At 63.3% G+C, this 26,854-nt stretch carries 23 protein-coding genes; 6 read left to right on the plus strand and 17 right to left on the minus strand.

The genetic code is table 11. From position 1 onward, the window contains the following. Positions 1 to 37 precede the first annotated feature (37 nt). From KQH53_13785 to KQH53_13820, 8 genes are all read right to left on the minus strand, one after another. The gene (locus KQH53_13785) at positions 38 to 793 is read right to left on the minus strand and encodes an enoyl-CoA hydratase/isomerase family protein (protein ID MCB2227745.1); all 756 of its coding nucleotides are present in this window, start codon (positions 791 to 793) and stop codon (positions 38 to 40) included. A 34-nt stretch (positions 794 to 827) separates the two neighbouring features. Next, positions 828 to 1,532, minus strand: a complete 705-nt coding sequence (locus KQH53_13790) for an ABC transporter ATP-binding protein (protein MCB2227746.1) — start codon at positions 1,530 to 1,532, stop codon at positions 828 to 830. Beyond that, the gene (locus KQH53_13795; protein MCB2227747.1) at positions 1,529 to 2,278 is read right to left on the minus strand and encodes an ABC transporter ATP-binding protein; all 750 of its coding nucleotides are present in this window, start codon (positions 2,276 to 2,278) and stop codon (positions 1,529 to 1,531) included. The genes KQH53_13790 and KQH53_13795 overlap by 4 nt, the downstream gene beginning before the upstream one ends. 28 nt (positions 2,279 to 2,306) lie before the next feature. After that, positions 2,307 to 4,169 (minus strand): ABC transporter permease, encoded by a 1,863-nt coding sequence (locus KQH53_13800; protein ID MCB2227748.1) that lies wholly within the window; start codon positions 4,167 to 4,169, stop codon positions 2,307 to 2,309. Positions 4,170 to 4,243: 74 nt separating this feature from the next. Further along, positions 4,244 to 5,545: an ABC transporter substrate-binding protein gene (locus tag KQH53_13805; protein ID MCB2227749.1), complete on the minus strand. Its 1,302-nt coding sequence runs from the start codon at positions 5,543 to 5,545 to the stop codon at positions 4,244 to 4,246. Between the two features lie 114 nt (positions 5,546 to 5,659). After that, positions 5,660 to 7,327: an AMP-binding protein gene (locus KQH53_13810; protein ID MCB2227750.1), complete on the minus strand. Its 1,668-nt coding sequence runs from the start codon at positions 7,325 to 7,327 to the stop codon at positions 5,660 to 5,662. Positions 7,328 to 7,367: 40 nt separating this feature from the next. Next, complete coding sequence (locus KQH53_13815) at positions 7,368 to 7,958, minus strand: TetR/AcrR family transcriptional regulator (GenBank protein MCB2227751.1); 591 nt, start codon at positions 7,956 to 7,958, stop codon at positions 7,368 to 7,370. A 361-nt stretch (positions 7,959 to 8,319) separates the two neighbouring features. Further along, positions 8,320 to 9,906, minus strand: coding sequence for an aldehyde dehydrogenase family protein (locus tag KQH53_13820; protein ID MCB2227752.1), 1,587 nt, complete (start codon positions 9,904 to 9,906; stop codon positions 8,320 to 8,322). 620 nt (positions 9,907 to 10,526) lie between these two features. On the opposite strand from KQH53_13820, the gene KQH53_13825 reads away from it, so the two are divergent. Genes KQH53_13825 through KQH53_13840 form a run of 4 tightly spaced genes read left to right on the plus strand, consistent with a single transcriptional unit; the run spans position 10,527 to position 14,478 of the window. Beyond that, on the plus strand, positions 10,527 to 11,690 hold the full coding sequence (locus tag KQH53_13825; protein ID MCB2227753.1) for a 2-hydroxyacyl-CoA dehydratase family protein: 1,164 nt from the start codon (positions 10,527 to 10,529) through the stop codon (positions 11,688 to 11,690). A 37-nt stretch (positions 11,691 to 11,727) separates the two neighbouring features. Continuing rightward, a complete protein-coding gene (locus KQH53_13830) occupies positions 11,728 to 12,897 on the plus strand; it encodes an ABC transporter substrate-binding protein (GenBank protein MCB2227754.1) in 1,170 nt (389 codons plus the stop codon). 6 nt (positions 12,898 to 12,903) lie between these two features. Then, a complete protein-coding gene (locus KQH53_13835) occupies positions 12,904 to 13,728 on the plus strand; it encodes an ABC transporter permease (GenBank protein MCB2227755.1) in 825 nt (274 codons plus the stop codon). 3 nt (positions 13,729 to 13,731) lie between these two features. Then, the gene (locus tag KQH53_13840) at positions 13,732 to 14,478 is read left to right on the plus strand and encodes an ABC transporter ATP-binding protein (protein MCB2227756.1); all 747 of its coding nucleotides are present in this window, start codon (positions 13,732 to 13,734) and stop codon (positions 14,476 to 14,478) included. Between the two features lie 131 nt (positions 14,479 to 14,609). Here KQH53_13840 and KQH53_13845 read toward each other — a convergent pair whose 3' ends face one another. The 4 genes from KQH53_13845 to KQH53_13860 all read right to left on the minus strand — a co-directional run bounded on the left by KQH53_13845 (position 14,610) and on the right by KQH53_13860 (position 18,885). Then, positions 14,610 to 15,029: a Zn-ribbon domain-containing OB-fold protein gene (locus tag KQH53_13845; protein MCB2227757.1), complete on the minus strand. Its 420-nt coding sequence runs from the start codon at positions 15,027 to 15,029 to the stop codon at positions 14,610 to 14,612. A gap of 3 nt (positions 15,030 to 15,032) precedes the next feature. Further along, on the minus strand, positions 15,033 to 16,298 hold the full coding sequence (locus tag KQH53_13850) for a propanoyl-CoA acyltransferase (GenBank protein ID MCB2227758.1): 1,266 nt from the start codon (positions 16,296 to 16,298) through the stop codon (positions 15,033 to 15,035). 16 nt (positions 16,299 to 16,314) lie between these two features. Then, on the minus strand, positions 16,315 to 17,874 hold the full coding sequence (locus KQH53_13855; protein ID MCB2227759.1) for a long-chain fatty acid--CoA ligase: 1,560 nt from the start codon (positions 17,872 to 17,874) through the stop codon (positions 16,315 to 16,317). Between the two features lie 195 nt (positions 17,875 to 18,069). Continuing rightward, the gene (locus KQH53_13860) at positions 18,070 to 18,885 is read right to left on the minus strand and encodes an alpha/beta hydrolase (protein MCB2227760.1); all 816 of its coding nucleotides are present in this window, start codon (positions 18,883 to 18,885) and stop codon (positions 18,070 to 18,072) included. 490 nt (positions 18,886 to 19,375) lie between these two features. Between KQH53_13860 and KQH53_13865 the strand changes: the two genes are divergently transcribed. Both KQH53_13865 and KQH53_13870 read left to right on the plus strand, forming a co-directional pair. Beyond that, positions 19,376 to 21,046, plus strand: coding sequence for a sensor histidine kinase (locus tag KQH53_13865; GenBank protein MCB2227761.1), 1,671 nt, complete (start codon positions 19,376 to 19,378; stop codon positions 21,044 to 21,046). After that, positions 21,033 to 21,692, plus strand: a complete 660-nt coding sequence (locus tag KQH53_13870; GenBank protein MCB2227762.1) for a response regulator transcription factor — start codon at positions 21,033 to 21,035, stop codon at positions 21,690 to 21,692. Before KQH53_13865 ends, KQH53_13870 begins: the two co-directional genes overlap by 14 nt. Positions 21,693 to 21,832: 140 nt before the next feature. On the opposite strand, the gene KQH53_13875 is transcribed toward KQH53_13870, so the two are convergent. The 5 genes from KQH53_13875 to KQH53_13895 form a co-directional block, all read right to left on the minus strand. Next, positions 21,833 to 22,543 carry an ABC transporter ATP-binding protein gene (locus tag KQH53_13875; protein ID MCB2227763.1) on the minus strand — a complete coding sequence of 237 codons (711 nt, stop codon included), beginning with the start codon at positions 22,541 to 22,543 and terminating at the stop codon, positions 21,833 to 21,835. Beyond that, a complete protein-coding gene (locus KQH53_13880) occupies positions 22,533 to 23,297 on the minus strand; it encodes an ABC transporter ATP-binding protein (protein MCB2227764.1) in 765 nt (254 codons plus the stop codon). The genes KQH53_13875 and KQH53_13880 overlap by 11 nt, the downstream gene beginning before the upstream one ends. Before the next feature lie 16 nt (positions 23,298 to 23,313). Beyond that, positions 23,314 to 24,249: a branched-chain amino acid ABC transporter permease gene (locus KQH53_13885; protein ID MCB2227765.1), complete on the minus strand. Its 936-nt coding sequence runs from the start codon at positions 24,247 to 24,249 to the stop codon at positions 23,314 to 23,316. 6 nt (positions 24,250 to 24,255) lie between these two features. After that, positions 24,256 to 25,116: a branched-chain amino acid ABC transporter permease gene (locus tag KQH53_13890; GenBank protein MCB2227766.1), complete on the minus strand. Its 861-nt coding sequence runs from the start codon at positions 25,114 to 25,116 to the stop codon at positions 24,256 to 24,258. Positions 25,117 to 25,207: 91 nt separating this feature from the next. Beyond that, positions 25,208 to 26,401, minus strand: coding sequence for an ABC transporter substrate-binding protein (locus KQH53_13895; GenBank protein ID MCB2227767.1), 1,194 nt, complete (start codon positions 26,399 to 26,401; stop codon positions 25,208 to 25,210). Between the last annotated feature and the right edge of the window lie 453 nt (positions 26,402 to 26,854).

The following is a 26,854-nucleotide window of genomic DNA, read 5'->3' on the forward strand; positions in this document are numbered from 1 at the left end:
TTTTCAGAATGGCCAATGGGATGGCCTCGAGAGCCCGCTACTTCACGAAAGCGGCCAGACGCTTTTTGGTGTCCGGCGAGTCGAAGCAAAGGCTGATGAGTTCGTTTTCGTATTCATAGGCCGCGTCCAGGTCCACCCGCTCGGCCATCTTCTTGAGGGCCTTGCTCAGGCGCACCGCGATCTCCGAGCGGCTGATGATCTCTTGGGCGTAGCCCATGACCGTGGCGTCGACCTCCTCGGCGGGCAGAGCCCGGGTGATCAGCCCGATGCGCTCGGCCTCGGCCGCGTCGATCACCCGGCCGGTGACCACCATGTCCCAGGCGCGGCGCGCCCCGATGAGGTAGATCAGGCGCGGCAGGCCGCCCAGGATGCCGAAGTCCACCTCCTGCTGGCCAAAGCGCGACTTTTCGCTGGCGAAAACGAAGTCGCAGTTCATGGCCAGGATGTTGCCTCCGCCGAAGGTCACGCCCTTGACTGCGGCGATGTATACCTTCTCGCCGCCGGTCATCACCTTGGCCAGGCGGCGCAGATAGCCGGTGTAGCCCCGGAAGTCCAGGGGACCCATGCCCGCCATCTGGGCGATGTCCGCCCCGGCGATGAAGGCCTTGTCCCCGGCGCTGTCCATGATGATCACCCGCACCTCGGGCTGGAGGTCGAGCGCCTCCAGGCAGGCGCAGAGCTCCTCCAGGACCTCCAGGCTCAGGGCGTTGTATTTCTCGGCCCGGTCCAGGGTGACCTTTACGATCCCCTCTCCCGGCCGGTCCACTTTCAGATGCTGATATGCGGCGGACAAGGATGTCTCCTCTGGATGATGAGCCAAGCGGGCCCTAGACCCCCAGGTACTTCTGCTTGGCGTGTTCGTCGGCGTCCAGCTCCTGGGCGGTGCCTTCCAGCACCACCGCGCCCTGGTCGATGATGTAGCCGTAGTCGATGAGGTCCAGGACGAAGCGCAGGTTCTGCTCGGCCAGGAGGATGGTGGTGGTCTTGCGCACCTCCTGGATCAGGTTCTTGATCTCGCGCACGATGAGCGGAGCCAGGCCCTCGGTGGGTTCGTCCAACAGCAGCACCGAGGGGTTGATCATCAGGGTGCGGGCGATGGTGACCATCTGCTGCTCCCCGCCGCTCAGGTCCATGCCCCGGTTGTCTTTCAGCTGGGCCAGCTTGGGGAACAGGTCGAATATCTTCTCCACGGTCCAGCCGCCTTCGGACTTGGGGTTCACCTTCTGCATGATCTCCAGGTTGTCCAGCACGGTCAGGTCCGAAAATACCCGGCGGTCCTCGGGCACGAAGCCCACGCCCAATTTGGCGATGCGGTGGCTGGGCATGCCGCAGATGTTTTGGCCCCGGTAGGTGACGCTTCCCTGGCGGGGTTGCACCAGGCCGATGATGCTCTTGAGGGTGGTGGACTTGCCGGCGCCGTTGCGGCCGATGAGGCCCACCACCTGGCCCGGCGCCACCGCCAGCGACACCCCGAAGAGGATGTGGCTCTTGCCGTAGTAGGAGTTGATGTCCTTGACTTCGAGCTCGTTCATGCCTCTTCTCCCAGATAGGCTTCCTTGACCTTGGGGTTGGCCCGAATCTCCTCCACCGAGCCATCGGCGATGACCATGCCGGTCTGCAACACCAGCACCCGGGTGGATATGTTGAAAACCATGTCCAGGTCATGCTCGGTGAACACGATGGTCACGCCGGTCTTCTTCCACACGTCCTTGATCAGCGCGATGGACTGGGCGGTCTCCTCGGGCCCCATGCCTGCGGTGGGCTCGTCCAGAAGCAGCAAGGCCGGGTGGTTGGTCAGGGCCATGCCCATCTCCAGGCACTTCTGGTCGCCGTGGGAAAGGGTGGTGGCCACCACGTCGGCCTCGGCCTCCAGGTGCACCAGGCCCAGGATGCGCTCCACCTCCTGGTCCACCTGGGGCATCTTGTCCACATTCTTGAACAGGCGCAGGGTCTGTTTCTGGTGGGCCAACACCCCGATGCGCACGTTGGCGGCCACGGTGAGGTCGGGGAAGAGGTTGACCACCTGGAAGGAGCGGCCGATGCCCTTGTTGATGATCTCCGGCCGGGAGAGCCCGTCGATGCGTTCGCCCTTGAAGAACACCTGCCCCTTGCTGGGCTTGTACTTGCCGGTGATCACGTTGAAGAAGGTGGTCTTGCCCGCGCCGTTGGGGCCTATCACCGCCAAAAGCTCCTGGGGCTCCACCGTGCAATTGACTTCGTGCAAGGCGTTCATCTTGCCGAAGCTCATGGTCACGTTGTCGATGCGCAGTATCTCCATCTGTCAGGCCTTTCTTCCTTGCCGCGCCCTAGGAGGCCTTGAAGGACAGGATGAATTTTTTGGCGTAGCCGGTTATGCCCATGGGGAAGAGCATCACCACCAGGATCAGGATGGAGCCCATGACCAGCTGCCAATACTCGGTGATGGACACGATGTAGCTGTGCAGCACGTAGTAGAACAGGGTGCCCACCCCCGGGCCGATGAGGGTGCTGATGCCGCCGATGAGGCTCATGAAAATGGGCTCGCCGGACTTGGACCAGTGGGAGGCCAGGGCGTCGATGGTGCCCGCGAAGGGCGCGAAGAGCGACCCGGCCACTCCGGTGAACACCCCCGCGATGATGAAGGCGATGAGCTTGTACTTCTTCACCGGCAGGCCCAGGAACTCGGTGCGGGTGGGGTTCTCGCGAATGGCCAGGAGCACCTGTCCGAAGGGCGAGTTCATGATGGTGCGCAGGATGAAGTAGCACAAGGCCACCACCACCAGGATGAAGTAGTAGTTGGCCAGAGGACTGAGTATCTCCAGCTCGGTGAAGCCGAACTTGAGCACCGGGCTGGGGATGCCCGAAAGGCCGTCCGCCCCGCCGGTGAGCGAGTTCCACTTGTAAATGATGCTGTAGAAGAGCATGGCAAAGGCCATGGTGAGCATACCGAAATATATCTCGCTGCGGTGGATGCTCATCAGGCCGATGACCACCGCCACTCCGGTGGAGATGGCCAGGGCAGCCGCGAAGGCCAGCCACCAGTTGGTGGTCACGTGGATGAGCATCAGGGCGATGGCGTAGGCCCCGGCCCCGAAGATGGAGGCCTGGCCGAAGGAGAGCATGCCCGTGAAGCCGAAGAGCACGTTAAAGCTGATGGAGAACAGGGCGAAGATCATGATCTCGGCCAGGAGATAGGTCCAGTACTTGGGCAGGGCCAGAGGCGCGAAGGCCAGCAGGGCCACTACCACCAGGGAGCTGAAAAGAGATAGCTGGGTGGCTGATAGTTTTTTGAAGGCGCTGGCCACCGTGCCCAGGTAGGGCACCACCGGCACGTGCATGGTCTCTATCTCGCGGCCGAACATGCCCCGGGGGTAGAGGGTGAGGAACACCACCAGGAGCACGAAGATCAGGCTCATGGACAGCTCGGGCAAGAACACCCCGCCCAGGACGCTCATCTCGCCCACGATCAGCGAGGCCAAGAGAGTGCCCCGGAAGCTGCCCACCCCACCGATGACCACGATGGCGAAGCTGTAGATCAGAAACTCCGCATCCACTCCCGCGGCGATGGAGAGCTTGAGCGAGCCCAAGACCCCGGCCAGCCCGGCCAAAAGCGCCCCCAGGCCGAAGGCCAGGGTGCCGCGCCGGGCTACGTTGAAGCCAAGGGCCTCGGAGATTTGGCGGTCCAGGGAGATGGCGGTCAAAATTTTCCCGAAGGTCGTCTTCTTGAACAGGAACCACAGCCCCCCCGCGGTTAGCAAACCCACCAGGATTATGAATAAGGAGGTGATGGGGATGATCTCGCCGAACAGGCTGATGCTTCCCTGGAGCAGAGGCGGCGTCACCACGGTCTTGACGTCGGAGCCCCAGATTATTTTGATAATGTCGTAAATGACCAGGATGAGGCCGAAGGTGAGAAGAATCGTGTAAACATGATGCCGCTTGTACAGGGGGCGCAGGAATACGAACTCGATGACCATGCCGAACAGCCCCACCACCAGCGGCGCGATCAGCAGGCCGAGCCAGAAGTCGCCCAGGCCCTGGGCCACCGAGTAGGTCACGTAGGCCCCCAGGATGAACAGGGCCCCGTGCGCGAAGTTGAGCACGCCCAAGAATCCTAAAATGATGTTCAAGCCCGCCGACAATACGAAAAGCATCATCGCGAAAGTCAGGCCGTTGATGACATAGGCCATCGGTCGCTCCCAGGTGTTGAGTCAGGGGTCGCCGGCGCCCGGCCGAAGCCGGGCGCCGGAGGCTGCCTGAGAAATCAGGACTTGAAGGGAATGGGCATGCCGTAGAGATCCTTGGCCTCGCCGTCGGTGACCATGACCTCGCCGTAGGGGATGGTCACGATCTCGGTGGCCAGCCAGTAGGGAGCCTTGGGCACCGGGCCCATGTAGCCCATGTGGTAGGCCTTCTTGATGGGCAGATGCGACATCTCGCGGATCTTGAGCCAACCGGCGTAGCCCGAGTACTCCAGGCCCTCCATGGCCTTGGCCATGTCCATGGGCTTGGTGCTCTTGGCCTTCTCGATGGCCTTCTTGAGGATCATCAGGGAGTCGTAGTAACAGGCCGCCGTGTCCTCGCTCACCCACTCGCCGTAGGCCTTGACGTAGAGCTCGTTGAACTTCTTACCCGGAGGCAGGGAGGGATGGCCCTGGTCCATGCCGCTCCACAGGGGCTCCATCTGGTCGCCCATGGCCTTGCAGATGCCCACCGAGTTGCCGTAGTGGAAGCCCACGGTCTTCTCATAGAGCTTGTAGGGCTTCTGCTGGCGCAGGAAGGTGACCATGTCGCCGGCCCAGGAGATGGTGACCAGGCCGTCGGGCTGGTAGTCGGAGATCTGCTGGATGATGCCGGAGAAGTCGGCCTCGCCGAACTTGTGCAGGAAGGGCTTCACCTCGCCGCCCTTGAGCTTGGAGTTGGCCAGGGCGTACTGGAAGTCCTTGAGGCAGTCATGGCCCCAGGCGTAGTCGGGCACCAGGACGGCCCACTTCTTGAAATTGGGATACTTGCGCTCGGCCAGGCGCACCACGCCGCGCATCTGGGTGGGGCCGTCGTCGCCCAGGCGGAAGTCCAGCTCGTGCATCTCCTTGTAGGCCGAAGTGCCGTCCACCTCGTAGTCCCAGTGCAGGATGCCGTACTTCCTGGCCACCTGGGAGAGCACCTTGGTCACGCTGGTGCAGGTCTCGCCGTGCAGGGCCACGATGCCCTCTTCCAGGATGAGGCGCTTGGCCACGCGGGCCGCGTCCTGGGCCTTGCACTGGGTGTCCTCGTAGATCACCTTGAGCGGGCGGCCCATGATGCCGCCGTTGGCGTTGATGTGCTTCTCGGCCAGCATGGCGCCCTTCTGCTCGGCGGTGCCGATGCCCGCGAACAGGCCGCTGAGCACCTCGCAGAACCCGACCTTGATGGGCTCCTTGGTCTTGGCGTGGATGAAAGGCGTGCCCAGGGGGCTGAACAAGGTGGCCCCCACGGTGCCGGCGGTGATGAGGCCGGATTTCTTAAAAAATCCGCGGCGGTCGATGCTGCCGCCCATCAAAGAGCTATTTTTGTCCTTCTTGGCCATTTGTCCCTCCTGTTAGATCGTCATTATGATCAGCGGGGCCGAGCCATGGGCCGGGCCCTGATTACTAGGCGTGGTTGTGTTTCCCCGAACGGCGCGAACCGCATACGCGCCGCCCTAGGCCTTGGCCTCCTCCGCCTCCCGCAGGATGCGCCGGAGCAGCTTGCCGGTGGTGCCCTTGGGAAGCTCGTCCCGGAACTCGATGACCCGGGGGTACTTGTAGGCGGCCATCTTGTCCTTGGCCCAGTCGATGAGCTCCTGCTCGCTTATCTTGCCCTTGTACTCCGAGGCCAGCACGATGAAGGCCTTCACCGACTCGCCGCGCTTGGGGTCGGGGACGGGAATGCAGGCTGCCTGGTTCACCGCGGGGTGGCGCATCATGAAGCCCTCCACCTCCTCCGGAGCGATGGCGTAGCCCGAGGCCTTGATCATTTCCTTCTTGCGGCCTTGGAAGTACACGTAGCCGTCCTCGTCGAAGCGGCCCATGTCGCCGGTGTAGAGGCGGCCGTCGCGCAGCACCTCGGCGGTGGCCTCCTCGCGGCCCCAGTAGCCCTTGAACACCGCCGGGCTCTTGACCGTGATCTCGCCCACCTCGCCCGGACCCAGCTCGCGCTCCGGGTCGTCGAAATCCATGATCTTGAGGTCCGTGCCGGTGTGGGGGATGCCCACCGAGCCGAAGCGCGGCTTGTCCAGGGGGCTGAAGGTGTCGCCGGTGTGGGTCTCGCTGAGGCCGTAGGCCGCCTCCACGATCACCCCGCCCTTGGTGATCTCGCCCCATTGCCGGGCCACCTCTTCGGTGAGGAAGATGCCGAAGCTGGTGGCCGGGTTGATGCGCACCGAGCTCAGGTCGTAGTCGGCGATGTTGGGCAGGGCCATCATCTCGGTGTTCATGGACACCGTGCCGTAGAGCTTGGTGACCTTGAGGTTGTTGATGGCCGCGGCCATGGCCGCCGGGTCGAAGCGCGACATGATGACCATGGTGCAGCCGGCCAGCACCGGGGTGGTGAGCCCCCAGAGCATGCCCGCGATGTGGTAGATGGGCATGGCGGTGAGCATCACGTCGTCGGCCTGGTACTGGTACATCTGGGCCTGGGCGGCGGATTTGTACAGCTGGTTGCCGTGGGAGAGCATGGCCCCCTTGGGCAGGCCGGTGGTGCCGCTGGTGAACTGCAACAGGCACACGTCGTCCAGGGTGATCTCCGGGGAGGCGTAGTCCGCCTGGCCCTCGGCCAGGGCGTCCAGGAGCTCCACCGCGCCGGCGCAGGCCAGCCGGGGCGCGGTCATGGACTCGTGCAGGGGATAGGCCGGCTCGGTGGGCAGGTAGTCCGCGAAGCCGGTGACGATGATCCGGTCAAAGGCGCACTTGGGATTGGCCTCGTCCACGTTGGGGAACAGCTCGTCCTGGCACACGATGATCTTGGTGCCGGTCTGGGTCAGCTCCTCTTCCAGTTCCCATGCCTTGAACATGGGGCCGCAGGGCACCACGATGAGCCCGGCCTTGTGGGCCCCGAGCTGGCAGATGACGTACTGGGGGCAGTTCTGCATGTACAGGGCGATGCGGTCGCCCTTTTTGGCGCCCTGCCCTTCCAGGTACGACGCGAAGCGGTTGGTGAGCTGGTCCAGCTCCGCGTAGCTGATCTCGCGGCCGTAGAAGTTGATGGCCACCCGCGAGGGGTTCTCGGCGGCGTGGATGCGCAGGTGTTCGCAGATGGGCTTGTTGCCTTGAGGATAGCTCAACTCAACCGGTATGCCCTCGGGCCAATTTTTCATCCAAATTTTGTCCAACTTCCCGTTCTCCCTATGCTGACTTAATCCGGTGCCTATCCTAGAGGTCGCCTCCCCGCAGGCCGTTGACCACGAAGTGAAAGAAGAACTCGCCCACCTGGTCGGGGTTCAAGCCGCCCCGGGGCGAATACCAAACGCGGCTACGGGCAACCATGGAGGCGATGCCGTAGGCGGCCAGCTTGGCGTTGGCCGTCTGGAAGATGCCCTTGTCCGCGCCCGCCTGGATTATGCGGACCAGGATGCGGTCGTATTGCCGGCGTTGGTCCACGATGATCTTGCGTTTGGCCGGGGACAAATGGCCCAGCTCGGTGTCGAAGAGCATCTTGGCGCTGCGGCGGTAGCCCAGGGTGACCCGGGCATGGTTCTGCATGAAGAAAAGGAGCTGCTCCAGGGGGTCGTCGATGGGTTCGAACTCCAGATGGGCCACCGGGTCGACGATCTGCTCCATCTCCTCGTGCAGCACCTCGAAGAGCAGGTCTTCCTTGCTGGCGAAATAATTGTAGATGTTGGCGGGCTTGCAGCCGAAGGCCTCGGCCAGGTTTTTCATGCTGGCCCCGGAATAGCCCAGGCGGGTGAAAAGCACCCGGGCCTTGTCCATCATTTGCTTCTTTTTGATCTTGCTGTCAGCCATGCAATCATCTGCCCCCAGAATCGAAATGCGCCGCCGCCCGCCCGCATACCGGCGCGCCCTCGGGCGGGCTGAGCCGGGCAGGTGGACTGTTTCTCATAGACCATCCCTTTGCGTGGGACTCGAGGCGGCGAGACAAGCGCGGCGGAAGCCGAATCCATACACCCCCAAGTAATCCGCCAATCGCTGTCGGTTAATGAACGTTCATTAATCTAGGAAATCGGGGGAAGCAAAGTCAAGCCCAAATTTGGCCGCCCCGGAGCGCCCCCCAAGAAAGCGGCCGCCCCGCCCTGGCGAATGGCCAGGGACCGGGCGGCCGGAAAAAAGCGGGAGCACGGACGGCTCTCGGCGCTTGGAGCTGCCGCTAGGCTTGCGGTTCTATCCAGGCTTGGATCTGCTCGCGCATGTACAGGGGCACGTAGTAGTAGCCGCCCGCGTTCTTACCCGAAGAGCCGGAGCCCTTCCAGCCGCCAAAGGGCTGGTAGCCGGGCCAGGCCCCGGTGGTGGCCCCGGTGGGCCGGTTGGCATAGGTCACGCCGCCGTTGATGTTCTGGAAGAACCAGGGCACCTCCTCGGGCGCGCCGTAGAAACCAGCGGTGAGGCCGTAGGCGGTGTCGTTGGCCAGGGCCATGCCCTCTTCCAGGTCGGCCACCGCGTGCACCATGGTGATGGGCACGAACATCTCGTGCTTCCACAGGCGGTGGTCCAGGGGCACCTTGGCCGCGATGGTGGGCGCGCAGAAATAGCCCTTGGCCAGATCGCCCTGGGTGAGCGCCTCTCCGCCGCAGAGCAGCTCGCCGGCTTGCTTGAGCTCATCGGCAAAGCCCTGGTAGCTCTCATAGGCCTTTTGGTTGATCACCGGGCCCAGGTACACATCGGCCCGGGAGGGGTCTCCCGCCACGATCTTCTGGGTCAGCGCCTGGAACTTGGCCATGAACTCGTCGTAGGCCCCGGCCTCGACGTAGACCCGAGAGCCGGCCGAGCACTTTTGTCCTTGCGCGCCGAAGGCCGAGCGCATCACCCCCAGGGCGGCCAGGTCCAGGTCGGCCTTGCTGGAGACGACGGTGGGGTTCTTGCCGCCCATCTCCAGAATCACCGGCCGCACGTAGTCGAAGTTCAGAGCGCGCTTTTTGATGCTCATGCCCACCCCGAAGGAGCCGGTGAAGGTGATACCGTCCACCAGGGGCGAGTCCACCAAATAGTCGCCGATGGCCCCGCCGGAGCCGGTGACGAAGTTGACCACCCCCTCGGGCAGCCCGGCGTCGCGGAAGCAGTCCACCAGCAGGCGCACCGTCCAGGGGGTGTCCGAAGAGGCCTTGATCACCACGGTGTTGCCCGCCACCAGCGCCGCCCCGGCCGGGCCGCCGCTGAGCGCCTGGGGGAAGTTGAAGGGCACGATGACCAGCCACACCCCGTAGGGCTTGAGCACCGACATGTTCTTGGCCACCAGGTCCGGGAAGGGGTCCGAGCCCAGGGGCTTGATGTAGCCGCCGTTGGCCTCCATCTGGTCGCAGGAGTAGCGCACCAGGTCCGCGGTCTCGGTGACCTCGCCCAGGCACTCCATGCGGTTCTTGCCCACGCTCATGGTCATGGCCGCGCTCATTTCGAAGGTGCGCTGGTCGATCAGGTCGGCCGCCTTGCGCACCAGGGCCACGCGCTCCTGCCAGGGCATGGCCGCCCAGGGGCCGGACGCCTTCTTGGCCGCCTCCAGGGCCGCCTGGGCCTCGGCTTGGCCGCCCGACTGGAACACGGCCAGCTCCAGACCGGTGTTGCTGGGCGAGGTCTCGGTGATCTTTTTGTCGCAATAGACCTCGCGGCCCCCGATCAACAGGCCGTACTCCTGCCCCAGGCCCGCCTTGACCTTTTCCAAGGACTTGTCGAAACCGTCGTGCAACTCCTGGGGCGGGTTGAACATGGTGCCGTAAGTGAGCTTGAATTTTTTTTCAGTCATGGGGCAATTCCTCAATTCAGACCGGACAATGGTCATGGATAGTGTTGCGGGGTGGGTCGGCCGGGGGGCTTCCCTGGCGGGTGGCTTTTGCTGTCTTCATGCCGCTGTATCGCTCAGTTGTGCCATAAAGGGGCCCCAATATACCTTGTCCGGCGCCGAGCCGTCCAGAATGGAGTAACGCGAGCCTGCATTTCGCCCGTTTTCGGGCCTTGGGGCGGCCCCCGGCTCCCGCCTTACCGCGCCCGGCAGGGGGCCCTTCCTGGCCTTACTTCTGGTTGACGGCCGACGCGCCCGTTCGGCCGGAACCATGGCCTAGGCTTCAAGCCGCTCCAGGCTCCGCACCGGGGCGCACACTGTCCGCATGATTAATATGGTATCGATGGAGCTATCCACATGGGCGCAGCGCCATCGGAACAACCTATTTGACTGCCCGTCTATTTCCGATAAGTAATTTAAGGTAGTTAGCCCTCGGGCCTTCGGGCTGACCCTGTGTTCACGGTTGCTCCAGGGCAGGGGCGAGTCCCGCCTCGCCGGCCCCTCCCGGCGATCAGCGATCACATTAAATTCAATTTGGCGCCGGCGCACAGCCGTCGGCAGCCAGGCAAGGGATGGGGCGGCCCATGGACGCATCCAAGGAGATAAATCGCCTGCTGGACGGTTTCGCCGCCCTGCCCGAGCAGAGCTTGGCCCGCCTGGAAGAAGCCAAGGAGGCGGGCGTCAAGGTGGCGGGGGTGTACTGCATCTTCGCCCCCTTGGAGCTGATCCGGGCGGCCGGGGCCCTGCCTGTGGGCCTGTGCGGCAAGCGCCAGGAGCCCATCGCCGCGGCCGAGGCCGAGCTGCCCGCCAACCTGTGCCCCTTGGTCAAATCCTCCTACGGCTACGCCCTTACCAATACTTGCCCCTTTTTCGCCGCCTCGGACGTGGTCTTGGGCGAGACCACCTGCGACGGCAAGAAGAAGATGTACGAGGCCATGGAAAAGCTCCGGCCGGTGCATCTGATGCACCTGCCCCACACCGCCGGGCTGCCTCACGCCCTGGCCTATTGGCGGGCGGAGATCGACCGGCTCACGGATTTTTTGCAGGAGCTGACCGGCCAGGAGATAACCCCCGAGGCCCTGCGCGCGGAGATAGCGCTACAAAACCGGGCGCGGCGGCTGTTGGTGGAGCTGCACCGGGTCAACGCCGCCTCGAACCGCCCGGCCATCAGCGGCGCGGCCATGCTGCCCATCCTGGAGAGCAAGAACTTCTGGCCCGACCTGGCCGACTACGCCGCGCGCCTGGAGGCGCTCATCGAAGCGGTGGAGGCCTACAACACCGCCGGCCTGGGCGACGGCCCCCGGCCGCCCCGGGTGCTCTTGACCGGCACGCCCATCGGCAAGGGCTCGGACAAGGTGCTCAAGCTCATCGAGGAGTCCGGCGGCGTGGTGATCGCCATGGAGAACTGCACCGGCCTCAAGAGCGCCTGGACCCAGGTGGACGAGACCGCCGCCGACCCCCTGGAGGCCTTGGCCCGGCGCTATTTGACCCTACCCTGCTCCTGCATGACCCCCAACCAGGGGCGCTACGCGCTCTTGGAGGAGTTGGTTCCCCTGTTCGGAGCGGACGGCGTGGTGGACCTGAGCTGGCACGCCTGCCACACCTACATCATCGAATCCAATCCCCTGGGCCGCCACCTGGAGGAGCGCCTCTCCCTGCCGGTGACCCGCCTGACCACCGATTACGGCGAAAGCGACCTGGAGACCCTGCGCACCCGCGTGGAGGCCTTCCTGGAAATGCTTTCCTAAAATAACTCCCGCAACCTGAATTTCCGGAGACGACACCATGAAGAAGATCACCCGCCGCGATTTCATGAAGACCACCGGCGCCGCCACCCTGGGCGCCGCCGCCGTGGGCACCGGCCTCATGAGCCCCCGCAAGGCCTTTTCCGCCGTGCCCATGGTGCGCATGGCCTATATCCTCTCGGACCACCACGCCCCCCTGATCGTGGCCGCCAGCGAGGGCGAGCGCTTCCAGCAGGACTACGGCCTGTGGCTAAAGCCCCTGAACCAGGGCAAGCTCTACGAACTCAGCGACAAGGGCGGCCGCCTGGCCCGGGTGCAGCTCATCCCCACCAAGAAGGGCCCGGACGTGGAGAGGCTGGTGGCCCAGGGTAGCGTGGACATCGCCATCAGCGGCACCCAGGCCATCCTGATGACCGTGGACCGCGGCGTGGACAGCCGCATCGTCTCGCCATTGCAGACCGCGGGCAACGTCTTCGTGGTGGACAAGAAGCTGGAAATCAACGACTGGGCCTCCTTCGTGAGCTACGTCAAGGGCCAGGGCCGCCAATTCAAGATCGGCTTCCCCGGCCCCCAAACCGTAGCCGCCATCATCTTCCGCTCCGCTTTGGAATATGAGGGCGTGAGCTACACCGAGAACGCCGCCGACCGGAAGGCCGACGTGCTGTTCGTCAACATGAAGGGCCACGGCAACCTGGTGGCCGCGCTGAGCAACAACATCACCCAGGCCATCATCGGGGCCCAGCCCTTCCCGGCGGTGACCATCGACCGGGGCGTGGGCCGCATGATCCTCGACCTGCAAGACGTGCCGCCCAACCAACGTTGGTATGGCCATGCCTGCTGCAGCCTGGAGGCCACCGGGCCCTTCATGAAGAACCAGGCCCAGCTGGCTCAGAAAATGCTCACCCTCATGGCCCTGGGCAGCGACCTGTGCCAGAAGCACAAGGAAGTCACCGCCAAGGCCTGCTCCGCCTGGCTGGGGGTGCCGGTGTCGGTGGAAACGGTGGCCATGGAGACCCTCACCTACACCACCGATCCCACCAAGCATTGGCAGCGCAGCGTGGACCTCTACGCCCAGACCATGGACAGCATGAAGATGTTCAACGGCAAGCTCAAAGGCGCCCAGGGCGATGCCCTGGCCAACAAGGCCTTTGACTTCACGGCCATGAACCAGGTTCGCCAGGAGCTCAAGGCGGCGGGTCGGATTTCCTAGAGCCACATGAAAAAATTCCTGCGCCGCAACGCCTATCGCCTGCTGCTGCCCCTGCTCCTGGCCGGGGGGTGGCAGGCGATGGCGATGTGGCTGGACAAGCCCACCGTGCTGCCCCGGCTCGACGCCGTGGCCACGGTGTTGTTCAGCCCCACGGTAAACATACTCAACACCGGCAGCCTGCTGGACAACATGGCCATCAGCCTGATCCGGGTGGTGCTGGGCTTTTTGGCCGCCGTGGTCACCGCCGTGCCCCTGGGCCTGGCCATGGGCTTTTTCAAGCCCTTCAACCGCTTCATGGACTCCACGGTGGAGATGCTCCGGCCCATCCCTCCCCTGGCCTGGGTGCCCTTGGTGCTGGCCTGGCTGGGCATCCGGGGCCTGTCGGACTGGATGCCCTTTCTGGCGCTAAGCCCTATCTGGTCGGGCATCCAGTTTTCCACCTTGGTGATCATCTTTATCGGAGCCTTTTTCCCCATCCTGCTCAACACCATCCAGGGAGTGCGCGGCATCCCCACCGAGTACATCGAGTCGGCCCGCACCCTGGGGGCGCGGGGAGTGCCCCTGTTGATCAAGGTGATCATTCCGGCCAGCCTGCCGCTGATCGTCACCGGCCTGCGCATCAGCCTGGGCATCGGCTGGATGTGCCTGGTGGCGGCGGAGATGATGCCCGGCTCCAGCTCGGGGCTGGGCTACCTCATCTGGTACGCCTACGAGCTGATGCGCGCGGACATCATCGTGGCAGGCATGGCCGCCATCGGCCTGATCGGATTCATCATGGACCGCGGCTTCCGCAAGCTGGAGTCCCGCCTCTACTGGGGAGCCTTGGGTTAGGCCATGCTTAAGCTAGAAAACGTAAGCAAGCGCTTTCACAACGCCAACGGCGAGCCCATCCAGGCGGTGCAAGACGTATCACTGCAAATAGACGAAGGCGAGTTTGTCTGCCTGGTGGGCCGCTCCGGCTGCGGCAAGACCACCACCCTGCGCCTCATCGCGGGCCTGGAAAAGGCGGGGCAAGGCGACATTCGCCTGAACGGGGAGCGGGTGGCGGGACCGGCGGCCGAGCGCTGCGTGGTCTTCCAGCGCTACACCCTGTTCCCCTGGCGCACCGTTTTGGCCAACGTGGCCTTTGGCCTGGAGATACAAGGGGTGCCCAAGGCCCGGCGGGAGCAGGCGGCTCTCAAGTACCTGGCCTTGGTGGGCCTGGCCGACCAGGCGGGGGCCCACCCCACCGAGCTTTCCGGCGGGATGCAGCAGCGGGTGGCCGTGGCCCGGGCCCTGGCCACCGAGCCCAAGGTGCTGCTCATGGACGAGCCCTTCGGCGCCCTGGACGCCCAGACCCGGGGCGTGTTGCAGCAGGAGCTGGTGCGCATCTGGAAGGCGGACCGCAAGACCATCGTCTTCGTGACCCACGACATACCCGAGGCGGTGCTCTTGGCCGACCGGGTGGTGGTGATGCAGGGCCCGCCGGGGCACATCAAGGCCGAGCTCAACTGCGGCCTGCCCCGCCCCCGCGACAAGGCCTCGCCGGAGTTCATGGCTCTGTGCGAGCGCATCACCACCCTCTTGGAAGGAAGCGACTAGATGCACGCCCCCGCCGCGCCCTGGCGGGCATCCGGGTTTTCCCCATCAACGCCATCAAGGGCGTTGGATTTGGCCTCGTTGCCGGGGATTGAGCAGGCCGCTATGGGGTGCGGGGACCCGAAGCCGGCATTTCACTCCAAAGCCTGAAAGCCCAACACGGTTGACCCGGCGCCTTGCGGGTTCGCCTCGATGAAAACCACCTCCATGGGCCGGCCCAGGGCCGCCAGATCGGGTTTCTCAAGATCCAGCCCGAGCAAGCGGGCGACCACCCGGGGGCCCTCCTCCAGCTCCACCACGCCCACCGCATAGGGGTTGCCCCGCCCGAAGCCTTCCCGCTTCAGGGAGGGAGGCGGCACGGTGATGGCCGTGAAGGCCTGCAAGCGTCCCTTGCCGGACATGGGCTCCCACTCCATGTCAGACAGCCGGCAGGCCGGGCACATGGGCCGGGGCGGGATGCTAAGCGTACGGCAGCCTTTGCAGCGGCAGCCCATCAAGCGGCCCTGGTCGAGATATTTTTGAAACGAGACTTCGCTGAAAGGCATCTCGGCCATGCTCTACATCCTCTCAAAAATGGTGAAGGTGCAGGTGCCGCCGGTGCCCCCCAGGTTGTGCGTCGCCCCCACCCTCAGATCCGGGATGGGCACTTGGCGGGGGCCCGCCTCGCCGCGCAGCTGCTGCCAAATCTCCACCATCTGGGAAACGCCGGTGGCTCCCACCGGGTGCCCCTTGCACTTGAGTCCGCCGGAGGTGTTGATGGGCATGTCTCCCCGTAGGCTGGTCCGGCCCTCGGCCGTGGCTCGGCAGCCGTGTCCCGGCGGGAAAAACCCCAGGTCCTCCAGATGGATGAGCTCCGCGATGGAAAAGCAGTCGTGGACCTCGCATAGCTGGATATCCTTGGGCTCCAGGCGGGACATGGCATAGGCCTCCGCCGCCGCGGCCCGGGTGGCCTCGAAAGAGGCCAGGTCCTTTTTGGCGTTCAGGCCGTGCCCGCTTCCCTGGCCCAAGCCCGCCACCAGCAAGGGGTGGTCGGAGAACTTTTTGGCCATGTCGGCCGAGGCCAAGAGCACGCAGGAGGCTCCATCGCTGATCGGGCAGCAATCAAAAAGGTGCAGAGGCCAAGCCACCATGGGGTTGGCGCGGGGATCGCCCAGAAAGGCCTTTTCATCGGCCCATTCCGGCTGCGGCACGCCGGTGGCCTGGGCCTTTTCGCGCTTTTTCCCCATGATGTCGGCGATGGTGTCGCGGTACTGGGCCTTGGGATTGAGCTTGCCGTTTTTATGGCTCTTGATGGTCACATCCATCAAGTGGGAGCGCGTGGCTCCGAATTTATGAAAATAGGCCGAGGCGGTGACCCCGAACACGCCGGGGAAGGTGAAGCCGACCTGCCCCTCGCAGGGCATGGTGGCCAAGGCCAGCCCTTCGGCCACCTCTTCGGTGCTCCGCCGAGACATGACCTCCACCCCCCCCACCAGCACCAAATCATAGAGCCCGGCGGCTATGGCCAGAACGCCTTCGCGGAAGGCCAGGGCGCTGCTGGCGCAGGCCCCCTCGGTGCGGGTGGCCGGCTTGGGGACCAGCCCCACCGCGTCCGCAATTATGGGCCCCCAATGAGCCTGGTGCACAAAGAAGTCGTTGCTGAAGTTGCCCAGGTAGAGGGCCTGGATGGCGTCGGGGTCGAAAGGCTTGTCCACCGAGGCCAGCATGGACCCGAATGCCTCCACGAACAGATCCTTGCTGTCCTTTTCGGGAAACGCCCCGAAGCGGGACATGCCGGCCCCCACCATGGCCACCTGCCGCGCCAATCCAGGTTTTTTGGGCATACTCTCTATCCTTTTGTCAGACATGGCGGCCGCGCCCGTCCCAGTACTTGGCGCGCAGCTCCCGCTTGAGGATCTTGCCGTAGTTGTTTTTAGGAATGTCATCCACGAAGTCCACGGACTTGGGCTTCTTGTAGGAGGCAATGTTGTCCTTGCAAAAGGCGATCAGCTCCTCTTGGCTGGCCTGCCGGCCGGGGAACAAGGCCACGACTGCCTTCATGGCCTCGCCCCACTGGGGATCGGGCACTCCGATGACCGCCGCCTCCCGCACGCAAGGGTGGCGCAGCAGCACCTCTTCCACCTCGCGGGGATAGATGTTCTCGCCCCCGCTGATGATCATGTCCTTGGAGCGGTCCAGTATGAACAGGTAGCCGTTTTCGTCCAGGGAGCCCACGTCCCCGGTATGCAGCCAGCCGTTGCGCAGGGTCTCGGCCGTGGCCCTGGGGTTGCGCCAATAGCCCTTCATGACCAGATCCGATCGGGTGACGATCTCCCCGGGCTCTCCCGGGGGCAGGGGCCGGTCGTTCTGGTCCACCACGGCCACCTCCACGTTGGTGCGGGCGATGCCCGCCGAGGCCAGGCGGCGCAGTTGCTCCTCGCTTCCCTGAGCGCAGTGGTCCCGCTTGGGCAGGTAGGTGATGGTCATGGGCGCTTCGCCCTGGCCGTAGAGCTGCACCAAACAGGGGCCCATGACCTCGATGGCCTTTTGCAGGTCCGCCACGTACATGGGCGCGCCGCCGTAGTTGAGGCAGGTCATGGAGCTGTGATCGCATTTGGCGGCGGCGGGGCTCTCCACCATGCGCTTGACCATGGTGGGCGCCGCGAACATGTTGGTGATGCGTTCCCGTTCGATGGTGCGGAAGACCAGCTCCGGGTTGAAGGTCTTGCTCTCCAAAATGACGTTGGCCGCTCCCTTGGCGATATTGGGCAGCGCGTACATGCCGCTGCCGTGCGACAAGGGCGCGGCGTGCAGCACCGCGTCCTCCGGCCCCAGGGGCGACATGTCCGCGTAGAAGTTCATGATCATGGCCAGCAGGTTGCGGTGGGTCAGGGCGGCTCCCTTGGGCTGGCCCGTGGTGCCCGAGGTGTAGAAGAGCCAGGCCAACTGATCAGGGTCCACCAGGGCGTCTTCGCGTTCCGGCGAAGCGGCGGCCAGAAGCTCTTCGTAATCTCTCAGCTCACCCGCGCCCCCCTCCAGGGTGATGAAATGCTCCACGTCAGGGACTTCCCGGCGCACGTCCATTATCGGCTGGTTGAATTCCGGCGAAAGCAGCACGGCGCGAGCCTGGGAGTGGTCGATGATGAAGGCGCACTCCTTGGGATGCAGGCGGAAGTTAATGGGCACCGCGCCGCAGCCGGCCTTGAAACAGGCGAACATGGCCTCGAGGGTTTGGGGGTAGTTGTATTGCAGCAAGGCCACGTTGTCGCCGGGGCGCACCCCCAGGCCCAAAAGCGCATTGGCCAGGCGGTTGGCCCTTTGGTTGAACTGGGCAAAGGTTGCCTTTTTGCCGCCGTGCACCAGCGCCGTCCGGCGTGGGAAGGTGCGGGCGGCCTTGCTTAACAGGGACCCGATATTCATTGGCTATCCCCAAACAGTGCGAATTGTTCCCACGGCTGGTGCCGAGCCGTCGCTCAACCACTGCTCGTGACGAGTGGCCGCCGGGCCACCTGGGCTCTGGCGCCGGGGAAAGGCAAGCCGGACCAGGTTGCCGCGCCCCTATCTCCGGCATGAGAAATGAGGGGCACGGCCGTCATGCGGCCATGCCCCCGGTATCTAGATGGAGCCGACAAAGGAGCGCAGGTCGGCGTTGTAGCGCTCCGGGGTCTCCCAGAATGGAGCGTGGCCGGCCTCGGGCACGGCCGCGAGCCGCGCCTTTTCGATCACCTTGTCGTGATGCTCGGCCATGGACATCAAGACCAGCGCGTCGGCCTCCCCTTGGCTGATCAAAGCCGGCTTGGAGAGCTTGGCCAGCACGTCGTCGTTGTCCTGGCTGCGGCCAAAGGCCCCGCCCCGCACGTAGGGAGGGACCACGCTGTTGTATCCCAGGAAGAAGTAGAACTCTTCCAGGGGGAGCTCCCGATAGAACCACAACCGTATGAGCTGGCCCAGCGCGTCGGTGCTTTCCGCCGCGACGTCGGAAAAGAGACCTCCCGCCATGGCGATGAACTCCGGCGAGAGGAAGGGATAGATCGAATCGCCTATCTTGGAGATGGCTCCGATGAAGTTGATCCCGGCGATGTCCTTGTCGCCGTAGTGGCGAAGATAATCGCTGATTATCAAGCCGGCGTAGGACCAGCCGATCAACACCGGCTGGTCGAGCCCCAGCTGGGTGATGACGCCGTTGACGTCATCCGCCCAGAGCTGGGTGTCGCCGTAGGCGTCCTGGGGCTTTTCGGACAGGCCGTGGCCTCGGGCGTCAATGGCGACCAGGCGGAAATCGTCCGCCAGGTCGGACTCCATTTGCTTCTTCCAGCAAAGGCCGCACTGGGAAAGCCCATGAATAAACAGAAGGGGCCGTCCCTGCTTGTTGCCGGTTTCCCTGACATGGAGCTTGGTGCCCCCACCACCCGTAATAGTGTGCTCCTCCATTGCCCGAACCTCCTTTGTGGAAGAAAAATCACCCGGTCAAATCATCTGGCCGTTCGGCGCGCGCCGCCGCGCCGCCTGTTACCCCGGGGCGTAAAGCCCAAAAACTGGCTGCAAATCTCGCGGCCGGCAAGCGCGCCCGCGCCCCATACACTCCTTGCACGGCCGGGCCGGGCAAGCCGGAGGGTGCGCCATGGCATACGCCTTAAGTCTTGTACAACTTGGCGCTTAAAGAGGTAAATCACCCAAAAGGGTGAAAAGCCTTAACCTGTATGGGTGATGCATCCAAAATTGGATTGTGCTAGCTTGGAATCCTGCCGGGCCGGCTCGGATAACCGGCAGGCCGCCCCGAGGGTTGCAAGGTTTTTTCCATGCGTTGGCTAACGCGTTATCCTGGTGGGCCAAACTTCCCGGCATCTTCTTGCTCCGCCCCACGGGGGGCTCCACTTTCGGGAATGCGGCGGCCCGCGGCCGAATATGGACCTTCAGCAAATTGCCACACACCAAATACGACCCCCGGGAGATTTCCCATCGCACTCTGGTCGACGTACCGGTGGCCAGAGAGCAGCTCGTTCTGAGCACCCTTCTGAGCGGGAATAGAGAAAAGCTTTTACAAGAGCTGCGGCGGCGGCTGGAAAAGTTTCTGCCTTCGGATTACTACTCCATGATTTTGTTCGACCCCAAGGGCCGCGAACGCACGGAGCGGTACGTTGACGCCTTTTTGATGGCCTTGAGTGGAGACCTGGAATACTTCATCAAGGACCAGCAAATGATCGGCTACAAAAGGGCCATTGAAGGCTACCCCTTGGAGGCCGTCCTCAGCTTCGCCATTACCTTTAAAAACGTTGTCCAGGATTTCATAAGCCAGCACAATGCGCGGGCCGGGGAGGATGACCGGCGCATTTCAATGGACGAGGTGTTTTACCTGCACAGCATTCTAGACCATTCATATTATCTGCTGAGCCGCTCCTACCTAATCACCCGCGACGAAATCATAGATGAACGGCGCAGGCAATTGCATGACCTGCAAGCCTTTGCCGGCGACGTGGTCCCCGTCCTGGAAGACGAGATGCTCTGGAATCCGCTGTTAGACGGGGTGGAGAACATCTTCCATCTCAAGGCCCGGCTGATCAGGGAGCCGGGGGGCTCCGAATTATTTACGGGTCCCCGGGTTTCCAAAGCTCTCGGCTCGCTATCCGAGAAGCATCCCGCCCGGGAGATACTGGAGCTGGCCCGCAAGAGCAACGAGCCCATGGCCCAGACTCCGGAGGGGGAGATTCAGCCTTTCGGTGACCAGCCGGACCAGAAAGATTTTTTGTACATATGCCTTCCCTTGGCCAGCCGCCCCAGGCAGGGAAAGGTCTTTCTGTTGCTCCACGATCAAGGGAGGCTCTTCCCCTTTGAACGCTTCGACAAGAATCTGTTGTCCCAACTGGTCTACTTCGCCGGTTCGGTGCTGGTCAACTGCGGCATGGTTTCGGAGCTGGCGGAAAAGCGGGAATACCTGTCCAACTTGACCGGCATCCTGTTTGACATTCAGGAGAAGGAACGCAAGCGCATCGCGGCGGACATTCACGATGTAATCACCCAGGCCCTCAGCGGCATCGGGTTCAAGCTGATCCTGTGCCAGGAGTTGCTGGAGAAGCAGCCGCGGCGCCTGGAAGAGGAACTGAACCGCCTGGTCGACAACGTGAACGAGGCGCTGCACCATTCCCGCCATATCGTCAGCGATCTGCGCCCCACCATCCTGGACAACCTCGGCCTGGTGGCCGCGCTGAAAAAAATAGCCAATGCCTTTGAAGAGAACAGCGGGGTGGAGATAGAGTTCATTTCGCCGCCGCACCTCGAGCTGGCTCCCGGCGCGAGCATCGCCATCTTCCGCATACTGCAAGAGTCGTTGCACAACATAAGAAAGCACGCCGCGGCCAGTCACGTTTGGGCCAAGCTGGAGTTGCCGCCGGATGGCAGGCTGGAGATGACCATCGAGGACGACGGCAAAGGGTTCGAGCCCCGCCAGCGCACCCAAGGCTTGGGGTTGATGCTCATCCGGGAAAGAGCCGAGAATCTGGGCGGGCAGCTGCTCCTTAGATCATCCCCCGGAGACGGAACCACGGTGAAGGTCATGCTGCCTTTGGCTGGAGAAAAGCGCAATGGGCCCAATTAGAGTTCTGGTAGTCGACGACCACGGCATCGTACGCGAGGGACTGAAAGCGCTCCTGGAGCTGGAGCCGGAGATTTGCGTGGTGGAGGAATCCAACAGCGCCCTGGACGCGCTTGCGCAAGTCGAGCGCTGCGCCCCGGATCTGGTGCTGATGGACCTGAAGATGCCGGGGCTATCGGGCCTGGAGGGCTGCCGCCTTATCAAGCAAAGCCATCCCAAGGTCAAAGTGGTGCTGCTGACCAATTATGAGGATGAGGAGTTCGTCCACGAGGCGGTCAACGTCAAGGCCGATGGCTACGTTCTCAAGAACGTAAAAAAGGGAGACCTGGCCCGCATCATCAAAACCGTCATGGAGGGGGGAGCCTATCTGGACCCCATGGTGACCCGCAAGGCCTTGGGCCATTTCACAGCCCAGGCGGACGGCGAAACGGCCCCCTCCAGGCATCCCCGCTTGACTCCACGGGAGCTGCAGATACTGCTGGAGGTGTTCGCCGGGGCAAGCAACAAGGAAATCGCCAACAACAGCAACCTTTCCTTGGACACCGTCAAAACCCACCTGAAGAACATATACGCCAAGCTGGGGGTGCGCAGCCGCGCCCAGGCCATGAAAGCGGCCATTGAGCAGAAGCTGGTGACCTTGCCGATTTAGAGGGACCTGCTGGGACCGATCCTGCCCAGTTTTGCCGGACACCTTGCTAAGCGAGCAAATTTTGCTAGAGCGTAGACAAGCGAGGAGGCTCCAGCTAAGGCCGGCTTAAGGGGGAGCAGGCCGCAAAGCGCTTGATTGCTTTAGCCGCCCAGGTAGGCCCTTCGCACCGCCTCGCTGTCTTTGAGTTCGTCCATGGGGCCTTGCTGAATCACCTTGCCCAGATGCAGCACGTAGCCCTGCTGGGCGATCTTGAGGGCCAGGGGCACGTTCTGCTCCACCAGGATGATGCCAGCCCCCAGAGTGCGGTTGATGTTCTTGATCACCGGGGCCAGCTCCTCCACGATCAGGGGGGCCAGGCCCAGGGAGGGCTCGTCCAGCAGCAGCAGCTTGGGGCGGCCCATGATGGCTCGGGCGATGGCCAGCATCTGCTGTTCGCCGCCGCTCATGGTGCCCGCCTTTTGGTTGCGCCTCTCTTGCAGGCGGGGGAACTGCTCGAACATTTGCTCCACGTCGCGGTCTATGGCCCGCTTGTCCTTGCGGGGGTAGGCGCCCAGGCGCAGGTTGGACTGCACCGTGAGATCCGGGAACAGCCGCCGGCCCTCGGGCACCTGGATGAGCCCCTGCTTTACGATGTCGTGGATCTTCAAGCCGTCTATGCGCCGCCCCTGGAACCAGATCTTCCCCGCGCTGATGGGGTGCATGCCGGACAGGGCGCGCAGGATGGTGGTCTTGCCCGCGCCGTTGCTGCCGATAAAGGCCACCCGCGAGCCTTCGGCCACCTCGATGGACACGTTGTCCACCGCCGTGGCCTTGGCGTAGCGCACCGTGATGTTCTCGGCTCTAAGCAGCATATTCCCCACCAAAGTAGGCGCGCATGACCTCCGGGTTGGCCCTCACCTCCTCGGGCACGCCCTCGGCGATCTTGCGGCCGTAGTTGATAACCACGATGTGCCGGCAGATATCCATGACAATGGATACGTTGTGCTCCACCAACAAGATGGCGGTGCCCTGCTGATTCACTTTCCTGATGGCGTTGAGGGCCAGCTCGGCCTCCTCGCGGCTCATGCCGCCGATGGGCTCATCCAAGAGCAGCAGCTTGGGCTTGATGGCCAGGGCCGCGGCCAGGTCCAGCACCTTTTGGTGGCCGTGGGGCAGGTTCTTGGCCAGCTCGTCGCGCACCTTGTCCAGACCCACGAAGGCCATGTTTTCCTCGGCCAGATGGCGAATCTCTTCTTCCTTGGCGCGGTAGCGGGGCGTGTGCAGGAGCGAGCCCCACAGGCTGCGGTCGGCGGAGAGGTAATAGGAAGCCACGATATTGTCAAAGGTGGTCAGCTCGCCAAAAATGGGGGTTATCTGAAAAGTGCTCCCCATGCCCATGCGGGCCCTTACGTGGGGCTTCTTGCGGGTTATGTCCACCCCGTCGAAGATGATGGAACCCCGGCTGGGGCGCAGGAAGCCGTTGATGAGGCTGACCAGGGTGGTCTTGCCCGCCCCGTTGGGCCCGATGAGCCCCACGGTCTGACCGGCCTCGATGCCCAGGTCAACGTCGCCCACCGCGGCCAGCCCGCCGAAGTTTTTGGTCAGTCCCTTGGTTTGCAGCAGCATTGGGGGCCCTTTTCCGCTATTGGCCGCGCTCGCGCAGCCAGGTTCGCACCTGGCCGGGCAGGCTGATCATGCCTTGGGGGATGAAGAACACCACGGCGATGAGGGCCGCTGCCTGGAAAAATGGCGCGTAGCCCTCGAAGCCGCCCATGACGTAGGGGATCAGATAGAGGATGGCCGTGCCCACGATGGGCCCGGCGAAGCTGCTCTTGCCCCCGGCCAACAGATAGACGATCAGCAGGATGCTGGGCATCACCCCGAAGGTGTCCGGCGCGACGAACCCGGCGTAGTGGGCATAGCCAGCTCCGGCCACCCCCGCGAAAAAGGAGCCCAGGCAGATGGCCAGTATGCGCATGCCTGCTTCGTTGACCCCACGGCTGGAGGCGGCCCGGTGGGCCTGGGCCACGCACTTGAAGGTCAGCCCCAGGCGGGAGCACTCCACCCGGTGCATGACCCACAGGCAGGCCAGCATCAACAGCAGGAAGAAGTAATAGTAGGGCGCCTTGCTGTAGCCGAACAACTTGGGGATGCCGAACAGGCCGGTGTAGCTGCCGGTGAGCTTGGGGGCCAAGCCCACTGAGCTGGTGACCATGATCCCGAAAAACAGGCTGGCCATGGAAAAATAGATGGCCCTGAGCCGGGAAAAGGGGAAGCCGATTCCCGCCCCCACCAGGGCGGCGGCCAGGCCGCCCAAGGGGATGCACAGCCAAGGGCTCATGGCCAGGTTCTTGGCGAGGATGGCCGACACATAGGCTCCGATGGCCATGAAGGAGGCATGGCCCAGGGAGAGCTGACCGGAGATGTAGATGGTGCGCAGGCTGCTGGTCAGGATGATGTAGATGAAGGTAAGCAGGGCCAGGTGCTGGTAGTAGTTGCCCACCAGCAAGGGGCCGGCCAGGAGCAAGGCCAGCAGGGCGGCCACGCTCCACGTCTTGATTTGAGGCTTGGCTGCCAATTTTTGCTAAGCCTCCTGTCCGAAGAGGCCCTGCGGCCGGATTACCAGGATCATCACTACCAAAGCCAGGCTAAGGGGGTCCGAGACCACGTTGGGCAGGAAATAAGGCCCCAGGGTGTCCAGAATGCCCATGGCCAGCCCGCCGGCCCAAATGCCGCCGATGCTGCCGATGCCCGCTATGATGATCACCGCGATGATCTTGACCAGCATGGTGTCGGCTATGCACACGTGCAAAACCAGCACCGAGCCCACCAAGCCGCCGGCCAGCCCGGCCAGGGCGCATCCCATGGCGCAGACCAGGGCGGAGATGCGGTCGGTGTTGATGCCCATCAAGGAGGCCCCGTCCGGGTCTTGAGCGATGGCCAGCATGGCCTGGCCCACCCGGGTCTTTTTTATGAAGAGCATCATGCCGATAAGCAGGGCGCTGGCGATCAGGGCCACGGTGATGCGGTCGAAGCTCAGGGTAAAGCCGCCCAGGCCCAGGCCGCCGGCGATGATGGGAGGCATGCTTTTGCTGTGCGCGCCCACGGTCAGGTCCGCCCCGGTCTTGAGGATGATCACCAGGGCGATGGCCATGATGGTGGCCTTTTCAAAGTCCTTGCGGAAGGGGCGAAAACAAACCCTCTCCAAAAACAGCCCGAACCCGCCGATGACCACCATGGTGGCCAATAGGGAGAGCCAAGGGCCCAGGCCCATGGGCACCCAGAAGCTGTAGCACACGAACCCGCCGATCATGTAGATGGCGCCGTGGGCGAAGTTCATGATGCGCATGATGCTGAAGACCAGAGCGAAACCCAGAGCTACCAGTATGTAGATCGATGAAAGCATGAGCACGTTGACCACATGCCCGATAATCTCGATAGCCACGCTTGTTTCCTCTTGGTTCCCGCCGGGGCGCCCCCATCAAGAGGGCGCCCGTGGGCGGGGTTGATATACAGGGGCGTTAGTGGCGCGAAGCTTACGGCGTCTCGGCCGTGACCCACTCCACGAAGGCCGGCTTGCCGTCCTTGGCCACGAAGATGGCCTGGGGCGCGCAGATGGCCGCTTTGGCTCCCAGGGTCTTCTGGCCGGATACGATGGCCGTGCCGAACAAGGTCTGGAGGTCCTTGGCGTCGTTGCGCAGATACTTGGCCACTACCGTGGGATCGAGGCTTTGCGACTTTTCTATGGCTTGGGTCAGCACCCAAAGGGTGTTCCAGCCCCAGGCCATCCAGGCGTTGTTCTTGCCGGCCTTCTTGGCGTAGGCCAGGAAGTCCTTTTTGAACACCGGCTTCATCTCCGGGCTGTTCATGTCCCAGGAGGCGGCGGCATAGCCCTCGGTGATCTTGGGGCCGGAGACTTCCAGCACCTCGGCCACGATCTCCGAGTCGGTGGACACGGCCGGGCCCTTGAAGCCCAGGGCCCTGAGAGCCTTGAGCTGGGAGCCCACGTGATATGCCCAGGCATCGGTGAACACAAAAGCGTCGGGCTTGGTCTGCAGAGCCTTGCGCACGAAGGGGGTGAAGTCCACGGTGGTGCCGGGCCATTCGCCGCTGAACACGATGGTCATCCCCAGCTCATTGGCGATGGGCTCCAGGTGCTTGCGGCGGTTCTCGCCGCCACCGTCGCCGGGGTGGGACAGGGCGAGGGTCTTGACGTTGGGATAGTTCTTCTTCAGGTAGGTCAGCATGGCCCGCGCGCCCTGCACGTTGCTGTTCATGAAGAAGGTCAGGGGGAACTGGGGGCCTGATTCCTCGGGGGTGGCGCAAGTGTAATTGGACAGGCGCAACACGCCGGCCGGCTCGGTGATGGAGCTGGCCGCGGTGTTCTGGACCGGGTTCACACCGCCGATGATGAACTTGACGCCCTCCTTCTCCACCAGCTTGGTCACCGCGGCGGCCATGCCCTGGGGAGTGCTTTTGGAGTCCTCGCTGATCAGCTCGATCTTGTAGTTGACCCCCTTGACCTTGATGCCGCCATTGTCGTTGATCCAAGCGGCGGCCAGTTTGGCCCCGTCGTTGGTGGGCTGCTCGCCCGCCGCCATCCAGCCGGTGAGGGAATCCACCGCGCCGATCTTCAGGATCTTGGCCTCCCCGGCCAGGGCCGGCTGCACCGCCAGGGCCAGCATCAGGATCAGGAACCCGATGACGCCTCGCATCGTCTTTTTAATCATTCCCTTAATCTCCCTTCCCTTGCGTTTAAAGCAATACCATTTAGAGCATTATGCTTATATTTATAATCCAGCCTTATCGTGGCTTAGAATAGCTTTATCCAACCGTTTTTAACCCTGCCTGTTTTCGCTGTATCTCTTTCATTATTGCTCCGCGTTAATAATTTAGCAGCGCATTTATCCGGAGTTGCATTTACATATTGGCGGCTTTTTGTTTCCTTGGCTTGAGTGGCATTTTGTACAGCATCCTTAATTTGAGGCCTGCAATAATAACCTTATCCGGCGGCATCCCTTTGCGGGCCAGTAGCCAGTATGCACATTAATGATGTTATAGTTTCGGCTTCTATGTCTATTATCCGAAAGTATAAATCTCATTGGCCGTTGTCTTTGATTGGCCAAATCGGTGCAAATCCCGGCTCTTAGCGGGCTTTTCCGGGATGATTGGGATGGCTTTAA

This window comes from Desulfarculaceae bacterium (genome assembly GCA_020444545.1).
In the GTDB taxonomy this organism is placed as follows: Bacteria; Desulfobacterota; Desulfarculia; order Desulfarculales; family Desulfarculaceae; genus Desulfoferula.